The sequence below is a fragment of the Pseudoalteromonas rubra genome (genome assembly GCF_000967655.1).
Lineage (GTDB): Bacteria > Pseudomonadota > Gammaproteobacteria > Enterobacterales > Alteromonadaceae > Pseudoalteromonas > Pseudoalteromonas rubra_A.
This window is the reverse complement of record NZ_JXYA01000016.1, coordinates 114,245-133,701: the sequence shown is the minus strand read 5'-3', so window position 1 is coordinate 133,701 and position 19,457 is coordinate 114,245. Positions and strand designations below refer to the sequence as shown.

15 protein-coding genes are annotated in these 19,457 nt (G+C 47.7%); 11 read left to right on the top strand and 4 right to left on the bottom strand.

Annotation, left to right across the window (positions count from 1 at the left end):
• Positions 1-59 precede the first annotated feature (59 nt).
• Entirely contained in the window at positions 60-539 is a 480-nt protein-coding gene (gene lrp / locus TW77_RS07865; RefSeq protein ID WP_046004417.1) for a leucine-responsive transcriptional regulator Lrp, read from the bottom strand.
• A 139-nt stretch (positions 540-678) separates the two neighbouring features.
• Here lrp and ald point away from each other — a divergent pair, with 139 nt between their 5' ends.
• Together ald and TW77_RS07855 are read left to right on the top strand one after the other, a co-directional pair.
• A complete protein-coding gene (gene ald / locus TW77_RS07860) occupies positions 679-1,800 on the top strand; it encodes an alanine dehydrogenase (RefSeq protein WP_046004416.1) in 1,122 nt (373 codons plus the stop codon).
• A gap of 136 nt (positions 1,801-1,936) precedes the next feature.
• Positions 1,937-2,764 carry an HDOD domain-containing protein gene (locus TW77_RS07855; RefSeq protein ID WP_046004415.1) on the top strand — a complete coding sequence of 276 codons (828 nt, stop codon included), beginning with the start codon at positions 1,937-1,939 and terminating at the stop codon, positions 2,762-2,764.
• Positions 2,765-2,813: 49 nt separating this feature from the next.
• Here the strand turns inward: TW77_RS07855 and TW77_RS07850 are convergent, their stop codons facing one another.
• On the bottom strand, positions 2,814-3,773 hold the full coding sequence (locus TW77_RS07850) for a DUF4382 domain-containing protein (protein ID WP_046004414.1): 960 nt from the start codon (positions 3,771-3,773) through the stop codon (positions 2,814-2,816).
• Between the two features lie 173 nt (positions 3,774-3,946).
• Here TW77_RS07850 and TW77_RS07845 point away from each other — a divergent pair, with 173 nt between their 5' ends.
• The 8 genes from TW77_RS07845 (at position 3,947) to TW77_RS25105 (ending at position 13,571) form a co-directional block, all read left to right on the top strand.
• Entirely contained in the window at positions 3,947-5,821 is a 1,875-nt protein-coding gene (locus TW77_RS07845; protein WP_052713099.1) for a methyl-accepting chemotaxis protein, read from the top strand.
• A gap of 84 nt (positions 5,822-5,905) precedes the next feature.
• The gene (locus TW77_RS07840) at positions 5,906-6,499 is read left to right on the top strand and encodes a PilZ domain-containing protein (RefSeq protein ID WP_046004413.1); all 594 of its coding nucleotides are present in this window, start codon (positions 5,906-5,908) and stop codon (positions 6,497-6,499) included.
• A 54-nt stretch (positions 6,500-6,553) separates the two neighbouring features.
• Positions 6,554-7,597, top strand: a complete 1,044-nt coding sequence (locus TW77_RS07835) for an agmatine deiminase family protein (RefSeq protein ID WP_046004412.1) — start codon at positions 6,554-6,556, stop codon at positions 7,595-7,597.
• Between the two features lie 5 nt (positions 7,598-7,602).
• Entirely contained in the window at positions 7,603-8,493 is an 891-nt protein-coding gene (locus TW77_RS07830; protein WP_046004411.1) for a carbon-nitrogen hydrolase, read from the top strand.
• A 116-nt stretch (positions 8,494-8,609) separates the two neighbouring features.
• Complete coding sequence (gene mfd / locus TW77_RS07825) at positions 8,610-12,083, top strand: transcription-repair coupling factor (RefSeq protein WP_046004410.1); 3,474 nt, start codon at positions 8,610-8,612, stop codon at positions 12,081-12,083.
• On the top strand, positions 12,080-12,925 hold the full coding sequence (locus TW77_RS07820) for a CsiV family protein (RefSeq protein ID WP_046004409.1): 846 nt from the start codon (positions 12,080-12,082) through the stop codon (positions 12,923-12,925). Before mfd ends, TW77_RS07820 begins: the two co-directional genes overlap by 4 nt.
• 11 nt (positions 12,926-12,936) lie before the next feature.
• Positions 12,937-13,185: a hypothetical protein gene (locus TW77_RS07815; RefSeq protein WP_046004408.1), complete on the top strand. Its 249-nt coding sequence runs from the start codon at positions 12,937-12,939 to the stop codon at positions 13,183-13,185.
• Positions 13,186-13,403: 218 nt separating this feature from the next.
• Positions 13,404-13,571, top strand: a complete 168-nt coding sequence (locus TW77_RS25105) for a hypothetical protein (protein ID WP_156158623.1) — start codon at positions 13,404-13,406, stop codon at positions 13,569-13,571.
• A 268-nt stretch (positions 13,572-13,839) separates the two neighbouring features.
• On the opposite strand, the gene TW77_RS07810 is transcribed toward TW77_RS25105, so the two are convergent.
• Together TW77_RS07810 and TW77_RS07805 are read right to left on the bottom strand one after the other, a co-directional pair.
• Positions 13,840-16,893, bottom strand: a complete 3,054-nt coding sequence (locus tag TW77_RS07810) for an efflux RND transporter permease subunit (protein WP_082078872.1) — start codon at positions 16,891-16,893, stop codon at positions 13,840-13,842.
• Entirely contained in the window at positions 16,890-18,011 is a 1,122-nt protein-coding gene (locus TW77_RS07805; protein WP_046004406.1) for an efflux RND transporter periplasmic adaptor subunit, read from the bottom strand. The genes TW77_RS07810 and TW77_RS07805 overlap by 4 nt, the downstream gene beginning before the upstream one ends.
• A 220-nt stretch (positions 18,012-18,231) precedes the next feature.
• On the opposite strand from TW77_RS07805, the gene TW77_RS07800 reads away from it, so the two are divergent.
• Entirely contained in the window at positions 18,232-19,200 is a 969-nt protein-coding gene (locus tag TW77_RS07800; protein ID WP_046004405.1) for a helix-turn-helix domain-containing protein, read from the top strand.
• The last annotated feature ends 257 nt before the right edge of the window (positions 19,201-19,457 follow it).

Below are 19,457 nucleotides of genomic sequence, written 5' to 3'. Positions count from 1 at the left end.
CCTAAATACTGTTTAGTTAATTCTAACATGACTTTTTGCACACCTTAGCAAGAATTTCCTTAGGGTGCACAAGGTTTTATCACTTCACCTTGCTCACCTTTTACTTCTTCCATAACTACATAGGTACGGCTTTCACTGATACTGGGCAATTTTAATAATATCTCACCCAGCACGCCACGATACTCAGACATATCCGTTACCCGGGTTTTTAATAGATAGTCGAAGTTACCGGATACCAGGTGACATTCAATAATTTCGTCGTGTTGCTTTACCGCCTGATTAAACCGGTCAAAAACGTCGGGCGAGTTTTTGTTGACCGTAACTTCAACAAACACCAGCAGACCCTGACCCAGCTTTACCGGGTCTACCACGGCCTTATACCCTTTTATATAGCCTTCACGCTCAAGCTTTTTGACCCGCTCCAGGCAAGGTGTTGCGCTGAGCCCAATCCTTCTTGCCAATTCTACATTAGAAATTCGTCCGTCTTTTTGCAGTTCAACTAAAATCTTTCTATCGGTTCTATCTAACTGAGTATGCATGATCAGTTTTTTATCCTGAATATTTACTTAATACAGTGTTAATAACTACTGAGTATATCAAAAAAGGTAGGACATACTAGCAAACCATATCTATAATGGTCGAAAATTTTTACCCCGTTCTTAATTGAGGCGAATTGTTATGATTATTGGTGTACCTAAAGAAATAAAAAACCACGAGTACCGTGTTGGTATGGTTCCAGCAAGTGTTCGTGAACTGATTAATCACGGCCACCAGGTAATAGTAGAAACAAATGCCGGTATCGGTATCGGTTTCACAGATGAAGACTACATTCAGGTAGGTGCTGAGATCCGCGACACGGCAGCACAGGTTTTTGAAGAAGCAGACATGATCGTGAAAGTGAAAGAGCCACAGGCTGTTGAGCGCGCGATGCTACGTGAAGATCAAATCCTGTTCACTTACCTGCACCTTGCACCTGACCTGCCTCAGACAGAAGACCTGGTTAAGAGCGGCGCAATCTGTATTGCATACGAAACAGTGACTGACGCACGTGGCGGTCTACCTCTGCTTGCACCTATGTCAGAAGTAGCTGGCCGTATGTCTATTCAGGCTGGTGCTCAGGCGCTTGAAAAGTCTCGCGAAGGTCGTGGCATGCTGCTTGGCGGCGTACCAGGCGTAGAGCCAGCTAAAGTGGTTGTTATCGGTGGTGGTATGGTTGGCCGTAACGCTGCACAAATGGCGGTTGGTCTGGGTGCTGACGTTACTATCCTTGACCGTAACATCGACGTACTGCGCAGCCTGAACGCTCAGTTCGGTAGCCAGGCAAAAGTGATCTACTCAACTGCTGATGCGCTTGAGAAGCACGTACTGGAAGCCGACCTGGTTATCGGTGGTGTACTTATCCCGGGTGCTGCTGCACCTAAGCTGGTTACTGCGGATCACATCAAAGCAATGAAGCCAGGCGCTGCCATTGTTGACGTTGCTATCGACCAGGGTGGTTGTATTGCCACTTCTAAAGCAACTACACACGCAGAGCCAACTTACATTGTTGACGACGTAGTTCACTACTGTGTTGCTAACATGCCGGGTGCCGTACCTCGTACTTCTACATTTGCACTGAACAATGCAACTCTGCCTTACATCATCAAGCTTGCAAACCTGGGTTACAAAGAAGCCCTGCTTGCTGATCAGCACTTCCTGAATGGTCTGAATGTAATGAAAGGTCAGATCACCTGTAAAGAAGTTGCTGAAGGTTTCAACATGGAATATGTTGACGCACGTGCAGCGCTTGCTAACGTGTAATAGAGACGTATAGCATTTCAAAAGCCTCGCTCACGCGGGGCTTTTTGCTTTTTACAGCGCCCTGAAACAGAGAGTTGCCTGCACCACTGATTATTGACTATCTTTTTATAATAGTCAGTTGTACAGGTAGTGTTGCATGGCCATTTCCCTCACACAGCAAGAAAAACTCATTTTAAAAACGGTCAACATCCCTCCGCGCCCTCAGGCGTTATTGCAGTTTTCAGAAGAAGCGAAACAGCCTGAGCCCAATATCACAAAAATTTCCGACATACTGCAAAGCGACGTGGCGATCAGTGCGGCCATTTTGCAAGTCGTGAACTCTGCCGCCTTTAGGCGCTCTCGCGAGATCGATTCCATCGAACAGGCCGTTATGATACTGGGTCTAAAGCGGCTTATTCCCCTGGTGAAAGCCGTCGCTTTAAAGTCATCCGTTGACTTGCCACCAGCGCTCAGTGACTTTTGGGAAACCCAGTCAGAGATAGGACAACATGCGTCCGTCATCTGCAATCGCCTTAATCGCCCTGCGCTTGCTAACCACGCTTACATGCTTGGGTTGTTTCATGGCGTTGGTATTCCGATTTTATGCCAGCACTTTGACGATTATCAGAGCGTCCTGGATAAAGCACAATCCGATGGCTGGACTGAGGCCAGTCAGTTTGAGTTCGCACAATTTCATACCAGCCATGGCACTATAGGCGCATTACTGGCGCAGCAATGGCGATTGCCAAAGGTAGTCATTAATGTGATTTATTATCAACACGATGTCGATGGCATTCTCACTTCGGGAGAGCTGGATGGTCTTGGTAACGATTTGCTGTCTATTTTAAAAATTGCCCGTCATAAAACCTATTTATCGACCAACCCGGTAAGTGAACAAAGCCCCGAGTGGCAGGTGATCAAAGATGATGTGATAGATTATCTGGAAATATCCGATGAAGAGCTGGATGAACTCTGGGGTGAATAAACCCACTCCAGGCTAGCTAAAGCGGGTTTATTGATTAAATCGTATTCGGTTATTCTGAGAAAGTCACTTGCGTATCCTGACTCACAGAAACAGTTTGCGTCGAGTACAATGCAAAGTTGGCGTCAACAGACTCAGGGTCGTCCAGGTGCCCAAGGCAAGAATACGCTATCTGATAGTCTCCTGCGGGTACAAAGCCTATCTCAAACTGCCCCTCCTGATTGATGACCGCCGTTGCCATAGGTCCGCTCCCCTCTTCCTGAACATCCCCAAGCTCTCCCTCGGTCTGGGTATACAAATAAACAACCTGCTTAAACCCACCGACTGTCGGTGCCAGAGCCGCATTATCGGCAATACAGGCTGTTTGTAGATCTGCTGTTACAGTACCTGAAATATCAAATACCAGCGCCTGGTTTTCTAGCCTGACGGCGGTTGGCTTTAGGTAGACCGTGCTGCTGTTACCTGTTTTGACCAACGCTTTGCCTAAGTCAAACTCAAGGACGTAGTCATTCTCACCCTGGTTAACCAGCACTGAGTTGATTTGGATTTCACCCTCACCATCATTGCCTTTACGCTTGACTGCCAGTGCAGCCCGGCTTTCATCTTCATAAACAACATGAGAGCGCATCTCGCTTGCTTCACCCTCAACCCCATTGACCACAGTGACACGCATCCATTCATAGTCGCCAGCGTCAATCTCCGTATCTGCAATCAGTTCAAAAGTGCTGCTGCCCTGGTAGGCCAGTAAGTTCACTTTCTGTGGATTGCCAGACTCATCCAGCGTTTCAAAACGAGTCGTTGTGCCGGTGGCACCTTGAAGAACAACCTCTTTAAATACCAGGTTAACTTGCGCCACATTATTAACGGCTGCATCCGACACCCCTAAAGAAAACATGGTTTTTTGTTCCGACAGTACATTCGTCTGATTGTTAGGTTCGCTATTGCTATCGCTACCTCCACAGGCAACCAAAAATGTTGAAGCCAATGCCAGACCATATACTTTGTGTAACATACCCAAACCCCTTTATTGCTTATTTCGCAATTTAATGTAGTCACTTTGTTATGAACGTAACTTTAATATCTCGACCCTGTTTTAAAGCCAAACCCTTCTTTGGATTTAAATACCTAAATAATTGAAAGTTTCCGTCAATGATTTACCTTTATAGAGGGAAGCAGTTAGGAGATATGCCTGTGAAGTTCAAATTTAAGGTAATAGCCGTTTCAGCCTCAGTGCTCTTTCTGGCCCTGTTACTACTATCACTCAAACAGTACTTTTTACTGAAAGATAATCTACAACAACAAGTTAATGATAGTGTAGGAGAAATCATTCAGGGGATCAGTAATACAGTGACCTCGCAAATGCAAGGTGCCATTGATTTGGCAGTCCTGACCACAGGCCTTGTTGAACAAAGCGACTCCTTGCAGGAGGCCCTGCCACTGATCTCACAGCCGAAGCTTAAAGAAACATTTTTACTGATAGGTTACGGTGAAGACGCCACAGGCAAGTATGTGGCCAGTGACCCGGGTTGGGATCCTGGACCGACCTGGGACCCGCGAGTGCGACCCTGGTTTGCCGGTGCCAAGCAGGCAAATCAGCTGATTGTAACCGCGCCCTACGCCGACTCTGTTACTAAAGAAATTGTGGTGTCGGTGGGCACGCCCGTGAAAAAAGCCGGCCGTTTCCATGGCGCTATCTTTTTTGATGTCAGTCTGGCCAAGCTCGGCAATATGATCAACTCGTTCGAGCTATTTGATTCCGGCTTTGCTTTTATGGTCAGTAAAGACGGTACCATTATCTCCCACCCCAACACAGAGCTTAATGGCCAGCAGGCAAGCGAATTTTTAGGCCGTACTCAGGTTTCACAAACGGTGCAGGAAGTGGAAATGAACAACCGCACCTATCTGGTCACCTTTAAAGATGTGGATGGGCTGGACTGGTATGTCGGTGTAGCACTGGAAAAAGACAAAGTGTTCGGAGCGGTCGACACTATGGCGCAGGACGCGACTTTGTTCTCAATTATCGCTGTTATCGCAGCAGTGGTTGTACTCTCTTTGGTAATTAACTTACTACTAAAACCACTTGAGGATATAAACCTTGCCATGGCTAATATCGCGCAGGGCCATGCCGATTTAACCGTACGCCTTGAAGCCTCCAGCGAGCCGGAATTTGCCTCATTGGCAGAAAACTTTAATCGCTTTACCTCGCGCCTGCAAAATCTGATCGCAGACATTCAGCAGCTTGGCCACGAAGTGTTAGAGGATGCCCGTCAAACCTCCACCGGTGCAAACCAGGCAACCATGGCCATTGAGGAGCAACTGAATGCCCTCAATACGCTGACAACCGCGACAAGCAATATGTCGAGCACAGAGCAGCAAGTGGCCGATACCGCGCAGCAAGCTGCGGATGCCATACAAAATACCGACAACCTTGCCAGTAATGGCGAAACCATAGTGGCCGAGTCGACCGACGCCATCACCGAGCTGTCGTTGCAAATCAAGCGAGCGGTCGATGTGGTGGCCGAGCTGGAAGTGTCTTCTTCAGGCATTGAGCAGATCTTATCTGTGATCAATGGCATTGCCGAGCAAACCAACCTGCTGGCCCTTAACGCTGCCATTGAGGCCGCCCGTGCTGGCGAATCTGGCCGTGGCTTTGCTGTTGTGGCAGATGAGGTGAGAACCCTGGCGCAACGTACTCAGGAAGCCACCACCGAAATCAAAGCCATGATTGACCAATTGCAAAGCGGCGCACAAAGTGCCGTTGGGGTGATGAATCAGAGCCAGAGCATTGTAGAAAAGTCGGTCAGCAAAGCCAACGATACCCGCGACGCGCTGGAGTCTATCCGCCAGTCTATCGCCAGTATTGTGGATTTAAATGTCAACATTGCCGATATGATCAGTGAACAAAAGCATGTGGTAGAAGAGGTGAATAATAACGCTTCGCAAATTCGCAACCTGTCAGACACCGTCTTTGATGAAGCTAAGGCCGTTGATCACACCATGCAGTCTCAGGTAGAGAAAATTGCCAAGCAGGAAAATATGTTAGAACAGTTCAGAGTCTAATTTTGCCACAGCATAATACTAGCGAGTGCGGTTAAAACTCGCTAGTATATGGATATAAAGACAGTATCAGTATCATTTCGGCATATGCATAGCGACCTTAAAGAGACATTCGAGCAATATTTCCAGATTGCCGAATCAAACCAAATCAATTTGTACCCGGTAGATGCCAACATGGTACCAAAGAGCCAGGCACAGCTGGAGGCGGCTATTCCACCGCTGTTCAGACTGGCAAATGAAATCAACGAGCTGGACTTAAATGCGCTGCGACCACTGCGCAACCTGGGCGATGTGGCAAGCGACCTGGCCGCCTACCTGCAAGCTCAGTCGCGTAAAATAGACCTGATCATGAGTCATATTCTGGCCACAGAGCAACCTGAGGACGAGCTGCTGAGGTGCGACAGCTACGGCGGCGGTGGCATTACCGCAACACTTGAGCAGGACTATGAGATAGGCCAGGATTTCAGAACCAAGGTTTTTTTGCAGCACGAAGCCAGCGCCATCTTTTGTTATGCTCAGGTCATAGACAAAGAAACCGTGGACTTGGGCTTTCGCTATACCCTGGCTTTTACTCAGATCCGCGATAACGATCAGGAACTGCTGGTGCGAGCCAGTTTACACGCCCAAACCCGGCAGCTAAAAAAACGTCAGTCGCCTGACGAAAACGAACAAAATAGCTGACAGCCAAGCTGTCAGTGCTAAACTAGTCGTCTACTAATTTTGATTGATAACACCATGAGTTTTACACTTTTACCTGAGTGGGCGCCGCAAGATGCGGTGATGCTCACCTGGCCACATCAAGATACCGACTGGGCAGATATTTTACCCCAGGTTGAACCCGTTTATATCGCTTTATGTCAGCACATCTCTCAGGTTGAGAAAGTGGTTATTGTGGCGCACAACAGCGAGCTCAGAGCACACATTACTGAAGCCCTGATTGCAGCGGACGTCGACATGGCGCAAATTGTGTTCGTGGATGCGCCCTGCAATGACACCTGGGCCCGCGATCATGGTCCACTCACTACCCGTGACGCATCGGGTCAGCTGTCTGTGAAAGACTTTACCTTTAATGGCTGGGGTAATAAGTTTGCGGCCGAGCTGGATAATCAGATAAACGCGCAGCTTCTGGCTCAAGTCGTCAACCCTGCAAACCACTATGAGCGCATAGAGCTGGTACTCGAAGGCGGCGGTATTGAAATTGACGAAGCAGGTACCCTGTTAACCACCTCTGAGTGTTTGCTCAATCCAAACCGTAATCCGCACCTGAGCAAAACCGAATTAGAGCATGAGTTAAGTAACATACTGGGAGCAAAACAGTTTCTGTGGGTCGACCATGGTTTTTTGGCAGGTGATGATACCGACAGCCATATTGATACGCTGGTGCGCTTTGCCCCCAATGATACTTTGGTGTATGTCAGCTGTGATGACCCGCAGGATGAGCATTATGCGGCCCTGAGCGCCATGGAAACACAACTTAAGTCGTTTTGCACACCCCAAGGTCAGCCATACAACCTGGTTGCCCTGCCCTGGCCCAAAGCGGTCTTTAACGATGAAGGTGACCGTTTACCTGCCACCTATGCGAATTATCTGATCATCAATGACACCGTTTTGATGCCGTTATATGGCGATGACAACGACGCCCAAGCGCTGGCTCAATTGCAAAGCGCTCACCCGGAACGTACCGTGATTGGCATTGACTGCCTGCCTATTATTCATCAGTTTGGCAGCCTGCACTGTATTACCATGCAGCTACCCGCCGGATTTTTAAAACAGGACTAATTTTAATGAGCAACAACACGTTAAAAGTCGCACTGGTTCAGCACAGCAATAGTGCAGATCTACAAAACAACCTGGACAAGTCCATTGCGGGGATCCGTGATGCGGCGGCCCAGGGCGCTAAACTTGTGGTATTGCAGGAGCTTCATTGCAGCCTGTATTTTTGCCAGACCGAGGACACCGACCTTTTTGACCTGGCAGAAACCATTCCAGGCCCAAGTACAGACCTATTTTGCCAGCTTGCCAAAGAGCTGAACCTGGTGATCGTTGCCTCGCTTTTCGAAAAACGCGCAACCGGCTTGTATCACAACACGGCGGTCGTGTTTGAAGCCGACGGCAGCATTGCCGGTAAATATCGTAAAATGCACATTCCCGACGACCCGGGCTTTTATGAAAAGTTCTACTTTACACCGGGCGACATGGGCTTTACCCCAATTCAAACCTCAGTCGGTAAACTGGGTGTACTGGTATGCTGGGATCAATGGTTCCCCGAAGGCGCACGCTTAATGGCGATGGCTGGTGCTGATATGTTGATCTACCCGACCGCCATTGGCTGGGATCCGCGCGATGATAAGGGTGAGCAAATTCGTCAACGCGATGCCTGGATGATCGCACAGCGCGCTCATGCCGTATCTAATGGCCTGCCAGTGTTAAGTGTCAACCGCGTTGGCCACGAAACCGACCCTAGCGCCCAAAGCGAGGGGATCCAGTTCTGGGGTAACTCTTTTGTTGCCGGGCCTCAGGGTGAACTACTGGCACACGCAAGCGAGTCTGAAGAGCAGCTTCTGGTGGTTGAACTGGACCAAAGCCGTAGCGAGTCGGTACGACGCATCTGGCCGTACCTGAGAGATCGTCGCATCGACCACTATCAGGATCTTTGCAAAATCTATCGGGACTAAATCATCCCATCAAACGGCCTCGACACTCAGTCAGGCCGTTCTGTTTTATCATCGCAAAAACGCATTGAATAAAACACAGTGTAATAAAAACAACGAGCAGTAACAGGAGTATATGAATGGCAACAGCGCAGTGGAGCAAACTTCCCTGGGTCAAATCACAAAAGGATAAAATCCATTGGGGCCAGCTGGTCGGTAGCAGCATGTCCATTGCCATCAGCGAGGGCGTCAGGCAACATGATGCACTGGTTGTGGTCGTCACCCCCGACACGCCAAGTGCGCTGCGCCTGGAGACTGAGCTGGGTTATTTGCTGGGCGAAGACAAAGTCCATGTTTTTCCCGACTGGGAAACCTTACCTTACGATCACTTTTCGCCGCACCAGGACATTATCTCGCAGCGTCTTGCCAGTCTGAACTCTTTGCGCCAACAACATCAGGGCGTATTACTGCTGCCGGTGTCGACTTTAATGTTACGCACCGCACCGCCGGAGTTTATTTACGGTAATGCCTTACAGTTTAAAGTTGGTGACTCGCTGGATGCACAAAAGCTCAAAGAAACACTGGCACAGGCCGGTTATCGCAATGTGCAACAGGTAATGGAGCATGGCGAATTTGCCGTGCGCGGTTCTATCATAGACTTGTTCCCGATGGGCAGCACCACGCCATTCAGGCTCGACTTTTTCGATGACGAACTCGACAGTATTCGCCTGTTTGATATTGAAACCCAACGCTCCAGCGAGCAGATCAAGTCAATCGACCTGTTACCGGCCCATGAATTCCCCACCAATGAAGAAGACATAGAGCGTTTTCGGATTGCGTATCGTGAGACCTTTGGCGCGAGCAGCGAGCAGGATTCCATTTATATGCAGGTTACCCGCGGCAACTGGCCGGCGGGTATCGAGTATTATCTGCCGCTATTTTATGAGCAAGTTGCAACGATTTTTGACTATCTGCCAGAGCAAGCGGTGTTTATGCATCTGGGTGACATTGAACAAGCCGCCTCGGAGTTCTGGCTCGATGTTAACAAACGCTATGAAAGCCGTCGGGTTGACCCGCTGCGCCCTCTGCTGGAGCCGGTGCGCCTGTATCAAAATGTCGAAACCCTGTTTGAGGGCTTTGCACGTTACCCCAGAATTCGCCTGAGTGAAGCAAGCTTAGGCACTAAAGCTGGTCATACGAACCTCAGCGCCAATTTGGTAAGCGATGTTCGCGTTGACCATAAACAGGCCGACCCTTACACGCCCTTGCTGGATTACATTGCCACCCAGAAGAAGAACAAAGGCCGGGTGCTGTTCAGCGTGGAATCGGATGGTCGTCGCGAATCCCTGATGACCTTGCTCAAGCCAAGTGGCCTAAAACTCAAAGAGTTCGACACCTTTAGCGACTTTGTTGATGCACGCAACGATGTGGGTCTGATCGTCAGCCCGCTGGAGCGTTCGGTACTGCTTGATGGTGACAAGCCACTGAGCATACTGACGGAACAAGAGCTGCTGGGCATTAAGGTGTCGCAGCGCCGCCGTCGCAAGCATAAATACGATCAAGGGCAGGATGCGCTTATTCGCAACCTGGCCGAACTTAAAGAAGGCCAGCCGATTGTGCACTTGGACCATGGTGTTGGCCGTTACCTTGGTCTGCAAACCATCGACGCCGCTGGTGTTGCCACTGAGTTTGTAACCATCATCTATGCCAACGACGCCAAGTTGTATGTACCGGTATCGGCACTGCATATGCTAAGCCGCTATTCTGGTGGTGAAGAAGCCTCGGCGCCGCTGCATAAGCTCGGCTCTGATGTATGGGAAAAAGCCAAGCGCCGCGCGGCCGAAAAAGTCCGTGATGTTGCCGCTGAGCTGTTGGACATTTACGCGAAACGCCAGAGCAAGCCCGGCCATTTATTTAAGCTCGACGGCCAGGCCTATCGGGAATTCAGCGATACCTTCCCGTTTGAAGAAACCGACGACCAGCGCAACGCCATCGATGCTGTACTGGGTGATATGCAAACCCCGCTGGCAATGGACCGGCTGGTGTGTGGTGACGTTGGCTTTGGTAAAACTGAAGTGGCAATGCGCGCCGCATTTGTGGCCATTAACGACAACAAGCAAGTGGCCGTGCTGGTACCCACTACCTTGCTGGCGCAGCAGCACTACGAAAACTTCCGCGACCGTTTTGCGTCTTTGCCTATTGAGGTGGGCGTATTGTCTCGCTTTAACAGCAGCAAAGAGCAAAAAGACACCCTGGACAAGCTCGAAAATGGCCAGCTCGATATTGTCATCGGTACGCACAAGCTGCTGCAACAGAGCATCAAGTATAAAGACTTAGGTCTGCTGATTGTCGACGAAGAGCATCGCTTTGGGGTAAGACAAAAAGAGAAAATCAAACAACTGCGCGCCGATGTAGACATACTCACCCTCACCGCCACGCCCATTCCCAGAACCCTGAATATGGCCATGAGCGGTATGCGCGACCTGTCTATCATTGCCACGCCACCAGCAAAACGCCTGGCGGTTAAAACCTTTGTGCAGGAGCGCAACGATGACGTGATCCGCGAAGCCATACTGCGGGAGATCAAACGCGGTGGTCAGGTGTACTTCCTGCACAACAATGTCGAGACCATAGATAAAACCGCAGCCGACATTGCCGCACTGGTGCCCGAAGCCAGCATTGCCATCGCCCACGGCCAGATGCGTGAAAAAGAGCTTGAGCAGCTGATGAGCGACTTTTATCACCAAAAGCACAATGTGCTGGTGTGTACCACCATCATAGAAACCGGGATTGATATCCCGTCTGCCAATACCATCATCATGGACCGCGCAGACAAGCTGGGCCTTGCACAGATGCACCAGTTACGTGGTCGGGTTGGCCGTAGCCACCACCAGGCATATGCTTACCTGCTAACCCGTAACAGCCAGACACTGACCAAAGATGCAGTAAAACGCTTGCAGGCCATCGAATCACTTGAAGATCTTGGTGCCGGCTTTGCCCTGGCCACCCACGACTTAGAGATCCGAGGCGCTGGTGAGTTGCTCGGTGATGAGCAAAGCGGCCAGATCCAGACGGTGGGCTTTACTCTGTACATGGAAATGCTGGAACAGGCCGTTCAGGCACTTAAAGAGGGCAAAGAGCCGACCCTTGAGAACCTGTTACAACAGCAAAGCGATGTGGACCTGAAGATCCCCGCCCTGCTGCCTGATGACTATATCCATGACGTTAATATGCGCCTGAGCATGTACAAGCGCATTGCCAGCGCCAATGATGAAGAGGCACTGGACGAACTTAAGGTTGAGCTTATCGACCGCTTTGGCCTGTTGCCGGATGCAGCGAAAAACCTCTTTAGTATCCAACTTTTGAAATCAAAAGCGGCTAAACTGGGGATCACCAAAGTAGAAGCCAACCAAAAAGGCGGCTACTTTGAATTCAGCGCCAGTACCACGGTTAACCCGACATTCATCATTGCTCTGATACAAAGCAACCCGGCTGTGTACCGCATGGAAGGTGCCAGTAAGTTACGCTTTAATATCGAAGAGAAAAATGGTCAGGAACGCTTAAAACTGGTAAATGCAATGATAGACGACTTTCAGAAAAAGGCGGTGGCATGATAAGGACGGCCCTTTCACTGACAATACTGAGCACAGCCTTGCTGGCCTCTGCACCTGCCAGCGCAAAACGCTGGTTTGAGGTAGAGCTAATCGCCTTTGCTCAAAAGGACAACGAGCAGCTGCGCGAAGACTTTACGATAGAAAACCCCGAGCTGGATTTAAACCGAACACTGGACCTGCTTACCAAAGGCTATAACGGTGCTGGCCAGCAGGCCTGTCTGAATGGCGACAGTCGTTTTGATACGCGCCCGGTTACCAGTCGTTTTGTGCAGCAGGATGCCTCCTGGCATTGCGCTGATGGCGCAGGCTATATGAAAAAATACCAGCAACTGCCGCTGACGCCCTACGCTGAGCCGCAAGAGCATATGCAAAGCATCTATTTGCTTAATGAAGAACAGCTTAGGTTTGACAGCGTGCTCAATCAGCTAAAAAGAAAAGGACTTGAGCCCATTTTACATACCGGCTGGCGCTTTCCAGAACAAAGTAAAAAGCGCGCGCCAAACATACTGGTTTACGGCGGACAAAAGTTTGAGCAACCCGCCAGCTATGTAGCCCGTCTGGAAGCACCCGATGATGGCTTTATCAGCCTGCTGGGTCAGCCAGAGCCGCGTGCGGTAAAAGAACAAGACCCGGCACAATGGGAGCTGCAAGGCTGGATGAAGATCCACGTGCGGCATTATTTATACGTCACCAGTAACTTTGACTATCATTACAAAAGTGATGAAGGCGACTTAGAAAGCGCCAGAATGTCTCAGTTTACCCGGGTATACAGCGGCGACATCCATTATTTAGATCATCCCAAGATGGGGATCATCTTCCAAATCAGAAAATACAGACACTGACGGAAACTACTATGAAAAAAATTTTAACCCTGACTTTGCTCCTCGGCCTGGCCGCCTGCTCTAAAGTAAGCATGGAAAACTACGACAAAATCGAAGTAGGTATGGACAAGACTGAACTTGAGCAGCTCCTTGGCTCAGCAGATCAGTGCGAAGAGAAAACCCTGCACACCAACTGCACCTGGGGCAACGACAGCAAACACATTAAAGTAACACTGGTATCGGATAAGGTTACCCTGTACAGCAAAAAAGGGCTGGAGTAAGATGTACCGGCAAACAGGTTTCCTTACCTGTTTGCCTCATCCGCGAACAGTTATCTCATATCTAATTTCGCTTTATCAATCCCAGTCTTCCTGTTTACCCTTAAATACAGATCCTTGATTTGTCGTGTTTGCTATTCACTGAACGTTGACAACAGGTACACACCATGATTAGATAGGTCTCGATTTATTTTGCATACAATATACATTAAGGAGAAACCATGAACCATTTAAATCTTAAAACAAAGAAACTAAAAAATTTGACCAACAATGAAATGCTAGCCAAGCAAGCAACACAGTTTATCGCAGGCGGCAGCTCTGCTACTAATGTGTGTATAAACTCTGTACAGCAGTGCAGAACAGGTGGTACCGACGGTATGCCTGGTTAATAGCTACAAGCAAGAGTGCACTCGTGTGCTCTTGCTAATCCTACACCTGTATAAAAAAATAACGGATTAACGGTTTATATTCCCTTCAAACGAAATAACACATCTGCACCAATCATAAAGACCCGTACGTAGACCAAGTTGATTCGCTCGTTGATTAAGCTGGGGCTCAAGCCTAAACCGACAGCTACCGATAACAAACGGTAACTGCCAGTCAATGTCTGCACCCATTTGTTTTGAGCTACAGAGCGATGTAGTTTAGTGGGGGAAATCAATAGGGATTACTGTGTGTTTTGTAAAATAGCGAATAAAACACAGGTAGAAGAACCATAGTTAAAATTGTGCCAAATGAAAGACCAGCCATAATTGAAACAGCTAAACCTTGCCAAAACAGATCTGGGATCAATGGAATTACCCCTAAAACTGTGGTCGCTGCAGCTAAAAATACGGGCCTTACCCTAGATACTGCCGCATCGATAATCGCTTGATGCGGTGTTTTGCCTTGCTCCTTTTCCAAGTTGATTTGGTCAATCAACACGATTGCATTTTTGCTAATCATACCGATAAGACTCATAACACCCAGGATAGCAACAAACCCAAAAGCAGCACCGGTTAGCTGTAACCCAGCGGATACTCCTATCATCACAAAGGGAAGCAAAAGCATAATTATCAGCATCGGCCTGATAGCATTAAACAAACCGACCAGAATAAGTAAAATCACGCCAAACATAGGCAGCATTCCGGGCTTGAGATCTTCGTTAGAATCCGTTGTGCTCTTATGCTCGCCAAACCAATGTAACCTATATCCTTCTGGTAACTTTATCTGCTCGAATTTTTCTAGCACAGTTTGCCTCAATGCAGCTGGTGTCACGCCTTCTATGGGAGAAGCCTGAACGGTAATAGCTCTATGTCGGTTATATCGCCAAATTACCGAATTCTCCCACTCCACCCTAATGCCATCGACGACCTGGTCCAATGGCACTGCGGAGCCGGGAATAGATGATTCGATTTGAAGCAGCTCTAAGTTTTTGTTGTGCCTGTTGTTTATGTCTTCACGTACGATTATTGGTAGCTGTGTGTCTGCGCGCCGATACGTACCCACTGTATTGCCATCATAAAACTGCTTAGTTGTACTCGCTAAATCGTTACGGGCTATCCCTGAGGTCCGCCCCTTAATTTGGCTGTACTCCGGCACAACTTTGAGCGTTTGCTGCCTCCAGTCTGTTGATATGTGTTTTGCTAATGAAGAATCACGCAATATTGCCGCTCCCTGCTCCGCCAACTCCCGAAGAACTGCCGGATCAGCATCTGCAGGTCCTATAAATCTGGCTTCAAATGTCCAGGTAATTGCCGGACCTACAGTATACCTCCTGACCCGGGTCATTGCATCAGGCATATTGTCTGCGAGCCAATCGCGCAATTCTCTAGTAACAGCTTCGGAATCTTCATAATTATGGACATTAACGATCAATTGACCGAACGCTGAGTTAGGGTTTTCTGGTGACACGGGCAAGTAAAACCTGGGGGCGCCTTCGCCGACAAAGCTCGACACTGTTTTTATTCGTTTGTCCTGCAATAGATATTGCTCGATCTTTACAATTTCAGCTTTTGTTGCCTGTAAGCGGCTACCCTGAGGCCCCCAAACATCAACCATAAATTTCGTCATTGCCGAATTAGGGAAAAAGATCTGTTTGACATTGCCAAATGTTCCAAGCGCCACCGCTAACAACAAAATTAAACAACTTACAGCGAGCAGGCGCCTTTTTAAAGCCAGTTCAAGAAATGAGCGGAAGGATGACAGTAACTTGCCTTCCTGTTCCTTTTCATTAGCCTGGACATCCAAAAATAGCATACACTGCAAGGGCGTTAGCGTAAGTGAAACAAACCAGCTTACCATTAAAGAAATTGCTACGACGATAAAGAGCGTTCTACAGTATTCCCCCGTATCTAATTCTGATGCAAAAATGGGATAAAATGCCATGATGGCAATTATCGTTGCCCCCAATAGAGGCATAGACGGTGCCTGAGCAGACTCCAGGGCCGCTTGCGTTTTACTCACACCTTTTTGCAGCTTTACTACATAGCCCTCTGCAACAACAATCGCGTTGTCTACCATCATGCCTAAAGCAATAATCAAGGCGCCTAGTGACATACGGTGTAAGTCGATGCCAAATATAGCGAGAAAGAAGAAAGTGCCCAAAATGGTCAGTACCAGCGCTGAGCCAATAACGACTCCCATTTTCCAGCCCATTGCAAGTGCTAGTACAACGAGTACAATTAACACTGCTTGGCCAAAGTTAACCAAAAAAGAATGCACTGATTCATCTACAACTTGTGGCTGCCAATGGATTTTTTCGATTTCCAGCCCGACAGGAAACTCCGCTGCCATCTGGTCTATCTTTTCAGCCACCAATTTACCGACCTCAACAACGTTAGTCCCTTCAAGTGGTGCAATAGACAAAACAATCGCTGGGCGGCCATTTAAGCGCATTATTCTTTCAGCAGGTTCAATATACCCTTCTCTGATCGTGCCAATGTCACTGATACGAATGAATTCATTGGCTTTAGTCCGTGACTTTACATGTACCAGCAAATCTCCAATGTCCTGCGGAGAAGTAAAGCTCCCACTCGGATGAATATTGAGCCGAAATCGTCCCGATTCAATATGCCCCGCGTCTACGACCAAATTTTGATTCTTCAAAAGCCCTGTCACTTCTGCGGATGACAAGCCCAAGTTTGACAACTTACCTTCAGATACATCGAGATAAACAGCAGGTTGTTGATTTCCCCACACCCCGACTTTCGCGACCCCTTTAACCAAGCTAACTTCTTTTTTTAGCTTTTTGATATATTCATCCATCTCCCGATAGCTGTAACCATCGCCGATCACACCGACTAACATGCCATATACGTCGCCAAACTCGTCTATCACTTTTGAAGGCACTGTACCTGTTGGCAAAGCACTCTGAACATCCCCGACCTTACGACGCAATCTATCCCACACTTGCGGCAAACGGTCAGACCAGTATTCTCCTTTTATCTCGACGGTAACCAAAGACAGGCCAGGAGTCGAGCGCGAATGCAGAGACTTCAGCTCCGGCATTTCCTGAATTGCATTTTCTATTTTGTCAGTGACTTCTAGTTCAACTTGCTCTGCACTTGCTCCTGGATATGGGGTCATAACTAACGCTGTCTTCACTGTAAAAACAGGGTCTTCTAATTGCCCTAGTTTAAAAAATGACAATGCCCCGGCGATTGCCAGTAAAGCAACTGAAAACCAGGTAATGACTTGGTGCCGAACAGAAAATTCAGTAAGATTCATCATCTGGCTCCGTGCTCACTGAGTAAACGCACTTTCTGCCCTTCAGTTAAAAAGTGTATGCCAGCAGTCGCGATTTGGTCGCCGCGGGCCAATCCACTCGTTATAACTAAGCCCTGATTGCCGATACCTCCGGTTTCTACAGCTACTCTATTCACCTGCTGTAACTCTTGGTTGTAGCGCCACACATAGGTGGTTTTGTTATCTGCTGAGCTAAACACTGAACTCACAGGTATCATGACTTGATTTTCCTGGCCGGGTAAATCGACATCAGCCATCGCGACGCCTGACATGCCAGGTAATATATCAATGCCAGGAGGTGGATCCATGATTAATCTAACATTGTATGTTCTGGTTGTTTGAGACGCTTCGCTGCTAACCTCTTTAATGCGTGCCGGGATTTCAATGTCCGGAAAAGCATCAAACACGACTCTTGGTTTTTTTACATATGGCAAGTTCGAAATCTGGTTTTCCGAAATGCTGATATCCATCTCTATCTTTGATATATCAACCAATCGGAAAATTGGACTATTGGCATTAATATCCTGGTAATTTTCCACATAGCGTTGAACCACTACACCATCGAATGGTGCTTTTAGCGTTGCGTAGCTAAGCCTGTCCTCAGCAGCATTTAATTGGGCCATCGCAGCGGCATAACTTGCCTTCGCACTATTGTAGGCTGTATGACGAAGGTCAACGGTTGATTGACTCACAGCGCCAGGTTTTCTTTGCTGAATACGAGTAACTCGATCATATTCTATTTTGGCATTTTTAAGCTGGGCATCTGCACTTGCTAACGCCGCCTTCGTATTATCTACCGCAACTTCAAAATCTCGTTTATCTAGTTCAGCCAATGTATCCCCGATCCGCACCTCCTGACCGATTCTTATTGGCATATTTTGTAATGTACCGGAGACCCTAAAAGACAGCTCAACTTCCTGAGTAGCTTTGGCAACTCCTGGCAGTTGCTCCGCAGCGAGTTGCTCCCCTGAACCAACCTGCATGACCTTAATTGGCCTGATAGTCTCTATCGGCAGACGCTCAATAGGTTGGCATCCTACCAGACCAATCGACATGATAAGCGCAAGTAACAGGCTGTTTTTATTTCGTTGAGTTGACATCATGAGCCTCCGACGGTTTCTGATACATTGAAGTACTAACAAATTGCATTAATTGACCTATGTTGTTTTCCACAATTGCGACTGTGATCTCTAAAGGAAAATGGCTTGAGGGATCACTTATTGAAGGAGCTAAAATTCAGAACGCCAATATTAGACTTGATGAAGTAATATCTATATCCTAATAACAACACCAATATCCCAATATCGACACCTGGAGTATTTTGTGAACAAAGCATATGTGCCAAAAGAGTACACAACGCAGAGCGCATTTGACGCTTCTACTCAACTAAGAAGTCATTTTGGTTTTCATCACCTGAATACAGAAAAATCTGCATTCAATTATTTAGACAGGGTCTATCAATTTGGGGATTTTCAACTGATTGAAATCAGTATCACGGGTTCCACCGAAGTAAAGCACTATAAAAACCCTGACAACTATGAATTCGATTTTCCAATGGAAGGCTATTTTCTAATCGAGTCCAAAGAACAGATAACAAAAGTGACAAATCAAGGTGTGTTCATCACTTCTCCAGGCATAAAACCCCACTTTACTTTGCCTGAGGGCATAACTGCACTGGTGTTGCAGGTCCGTGCTGAACATTTAGAATCAGCACTTAGCAAGATGATGGGTTTTAAAACTGAAAAAGGGTTGTGTTTTCCCGTCTCTATTGAGAACCGGGCTGCTGTGGAGTGTGTTAAAACAGCATTAGGCGCAATAATACAAAGTTTGCAAACGATAAAAAGCGCTGATTTGCGAGCTCAATACGCCAAAGACGCAGATCAGTATCTTAAAACACTACTTCTGACGGTGTTAGATAACAGCGCACAAGCATTAATCAACACTTCTAATCACCCGCCTTTACCTAAAGTTTTAAAATGTGCTGATACCTATATGCATGAAAATATAAACAAAAAGATTACCATGGCAGACCTAATACAGGTAACAAGAGTCAGTTCAAGAAGTCTGACCTACAACTTCAAGAAACATACTCAAAAGACACCAATGAGTTACTTGCTTGATCTCAGGCTCATGCGGCTAAGAAAAGCATTATTAACGGCTAAGTCTGATGCAAAAATACTGGACCTCTCCATGTCTGTTGGGTTGACCCATTTGGGCAGAATGTCACTTGCGTATAAAAACCGCTTTGGTGAGCTCCCTTCGGAAACACTCAAGCAAGGCATTGACCCCTAAATCAATGCGCTGAATCAGCCACAATCGACTTTTATACAGCGCTCACCAACTTTCCTGAGCCCTGTCACTTGGGTGTGTCGCTTTTGCAAATGTTGACAATTGCAGCTGGAGTATAGAGGTTGAAGTCAAGTTCGTGCATTACAAAAAAGATGCTATTAATTGGCTTAAATCTGTCCTTGATTCCAGACGCAATAACACTGGCATTGATAAACAAGTTCTCAAAACAAGGGCATACAGGTAACGCTCATATGCCCTCA

Bases quoted from the DNA above. Each gene is read 5' to 3' on its own strand.
- lrp (WP_046004417.1), bottom strand. From the start codon at position 539: ATGCATACTCAGTTAGATAGAACCGATAGAAAGATTTTAGTTGAACTG.
- ald (WP_046004416.1), top strand. From the start codon at position 679: ATGATTATTGGTGTACCTAAAGAAATAAAAAACCACGAGTACCGTGTT.
- TW77_RS07855 (WP_046004415.1), top strand. From the start codon at position 1,937: ATGGCCATTTCCCTCACACAGCAAGAAAAACTCATTTTAAAAACGGTC.
- TW77_RS07850 (WP_046004414.1), bottom strand. From the start codon at position 3,773: ATGTTACACAAAGTATATGGTCTGGCATTGGCTTCAACATTTTTGGTT.
- TW77_RS07845 (WP_052713099.1), top strand. From the start codon at position 3,947: ATGCCTGTGAAGTTCAAATTTAAGGTAATAGCCGTTTCAGCCTCAGTG.
- TW77_RS07840 (WP_046004413.1), top strand. From the start codon at position 5,906: ATGCATAGCGACCTTAAAGAGACATTCGAGCAATATTTCCAGATTGCC.
- TW77_RS07835 (WP_046004412.1), top strand. From the start codon at position 6,554: ATGAGTTTTACACTTTTACCTGAGTGGGCGCCGCAAGATGCGGTGATG.
- TW77_RS07830 (WP_046004411.1), top strand. From the start codon at position 7,603: ATGAGCAACAACACGTTAAAAGTCGCACTGGTTCAGCACAGCAATAGT.
- mfd (WP_046004410.1), top strand. From the start codon at position 8,610: ATGGCAACAGCGCAGTGGAGCAAACTTCCCTGGGTCAAATCACAAAAG.
- TW77_RS07820 (WP_046004409.1), top strand. From the start codon at position 12,080: ATGATAAGGACGGCCCTTTCACTGACAATACTGAGCACAGCCTTGCTG.
- TW77_RS07815 (WP_046004408.1), top strand. From the start codon at position 12,937: ATGAAAAAAATTTTAACCCTGACTTTGCTCCTCGGCCTGGCCGCCTGC.
- TW77_RS25105 (WP_156158623.1), top strand. From the start codon at position 13,404: ATGAACCATTTAAATCTTAAAACAAAGAAACTAAAAAATTTGACCAAC.
- TW77_RS07810 (WP_082078872.1), bottom strand. From the start codon at position 16,893: ATGATGAATCTTACTGAATTTTCTGTTCGGCACCAAGTCATTACCTGG.
- TW77_RS07805 (WP_046004406.1), bottom strand. From the start codon at position 18,011: ATGATGTCAACTCAACGAAATAAAAACAGCCTGTTACTTGCGCTTATC.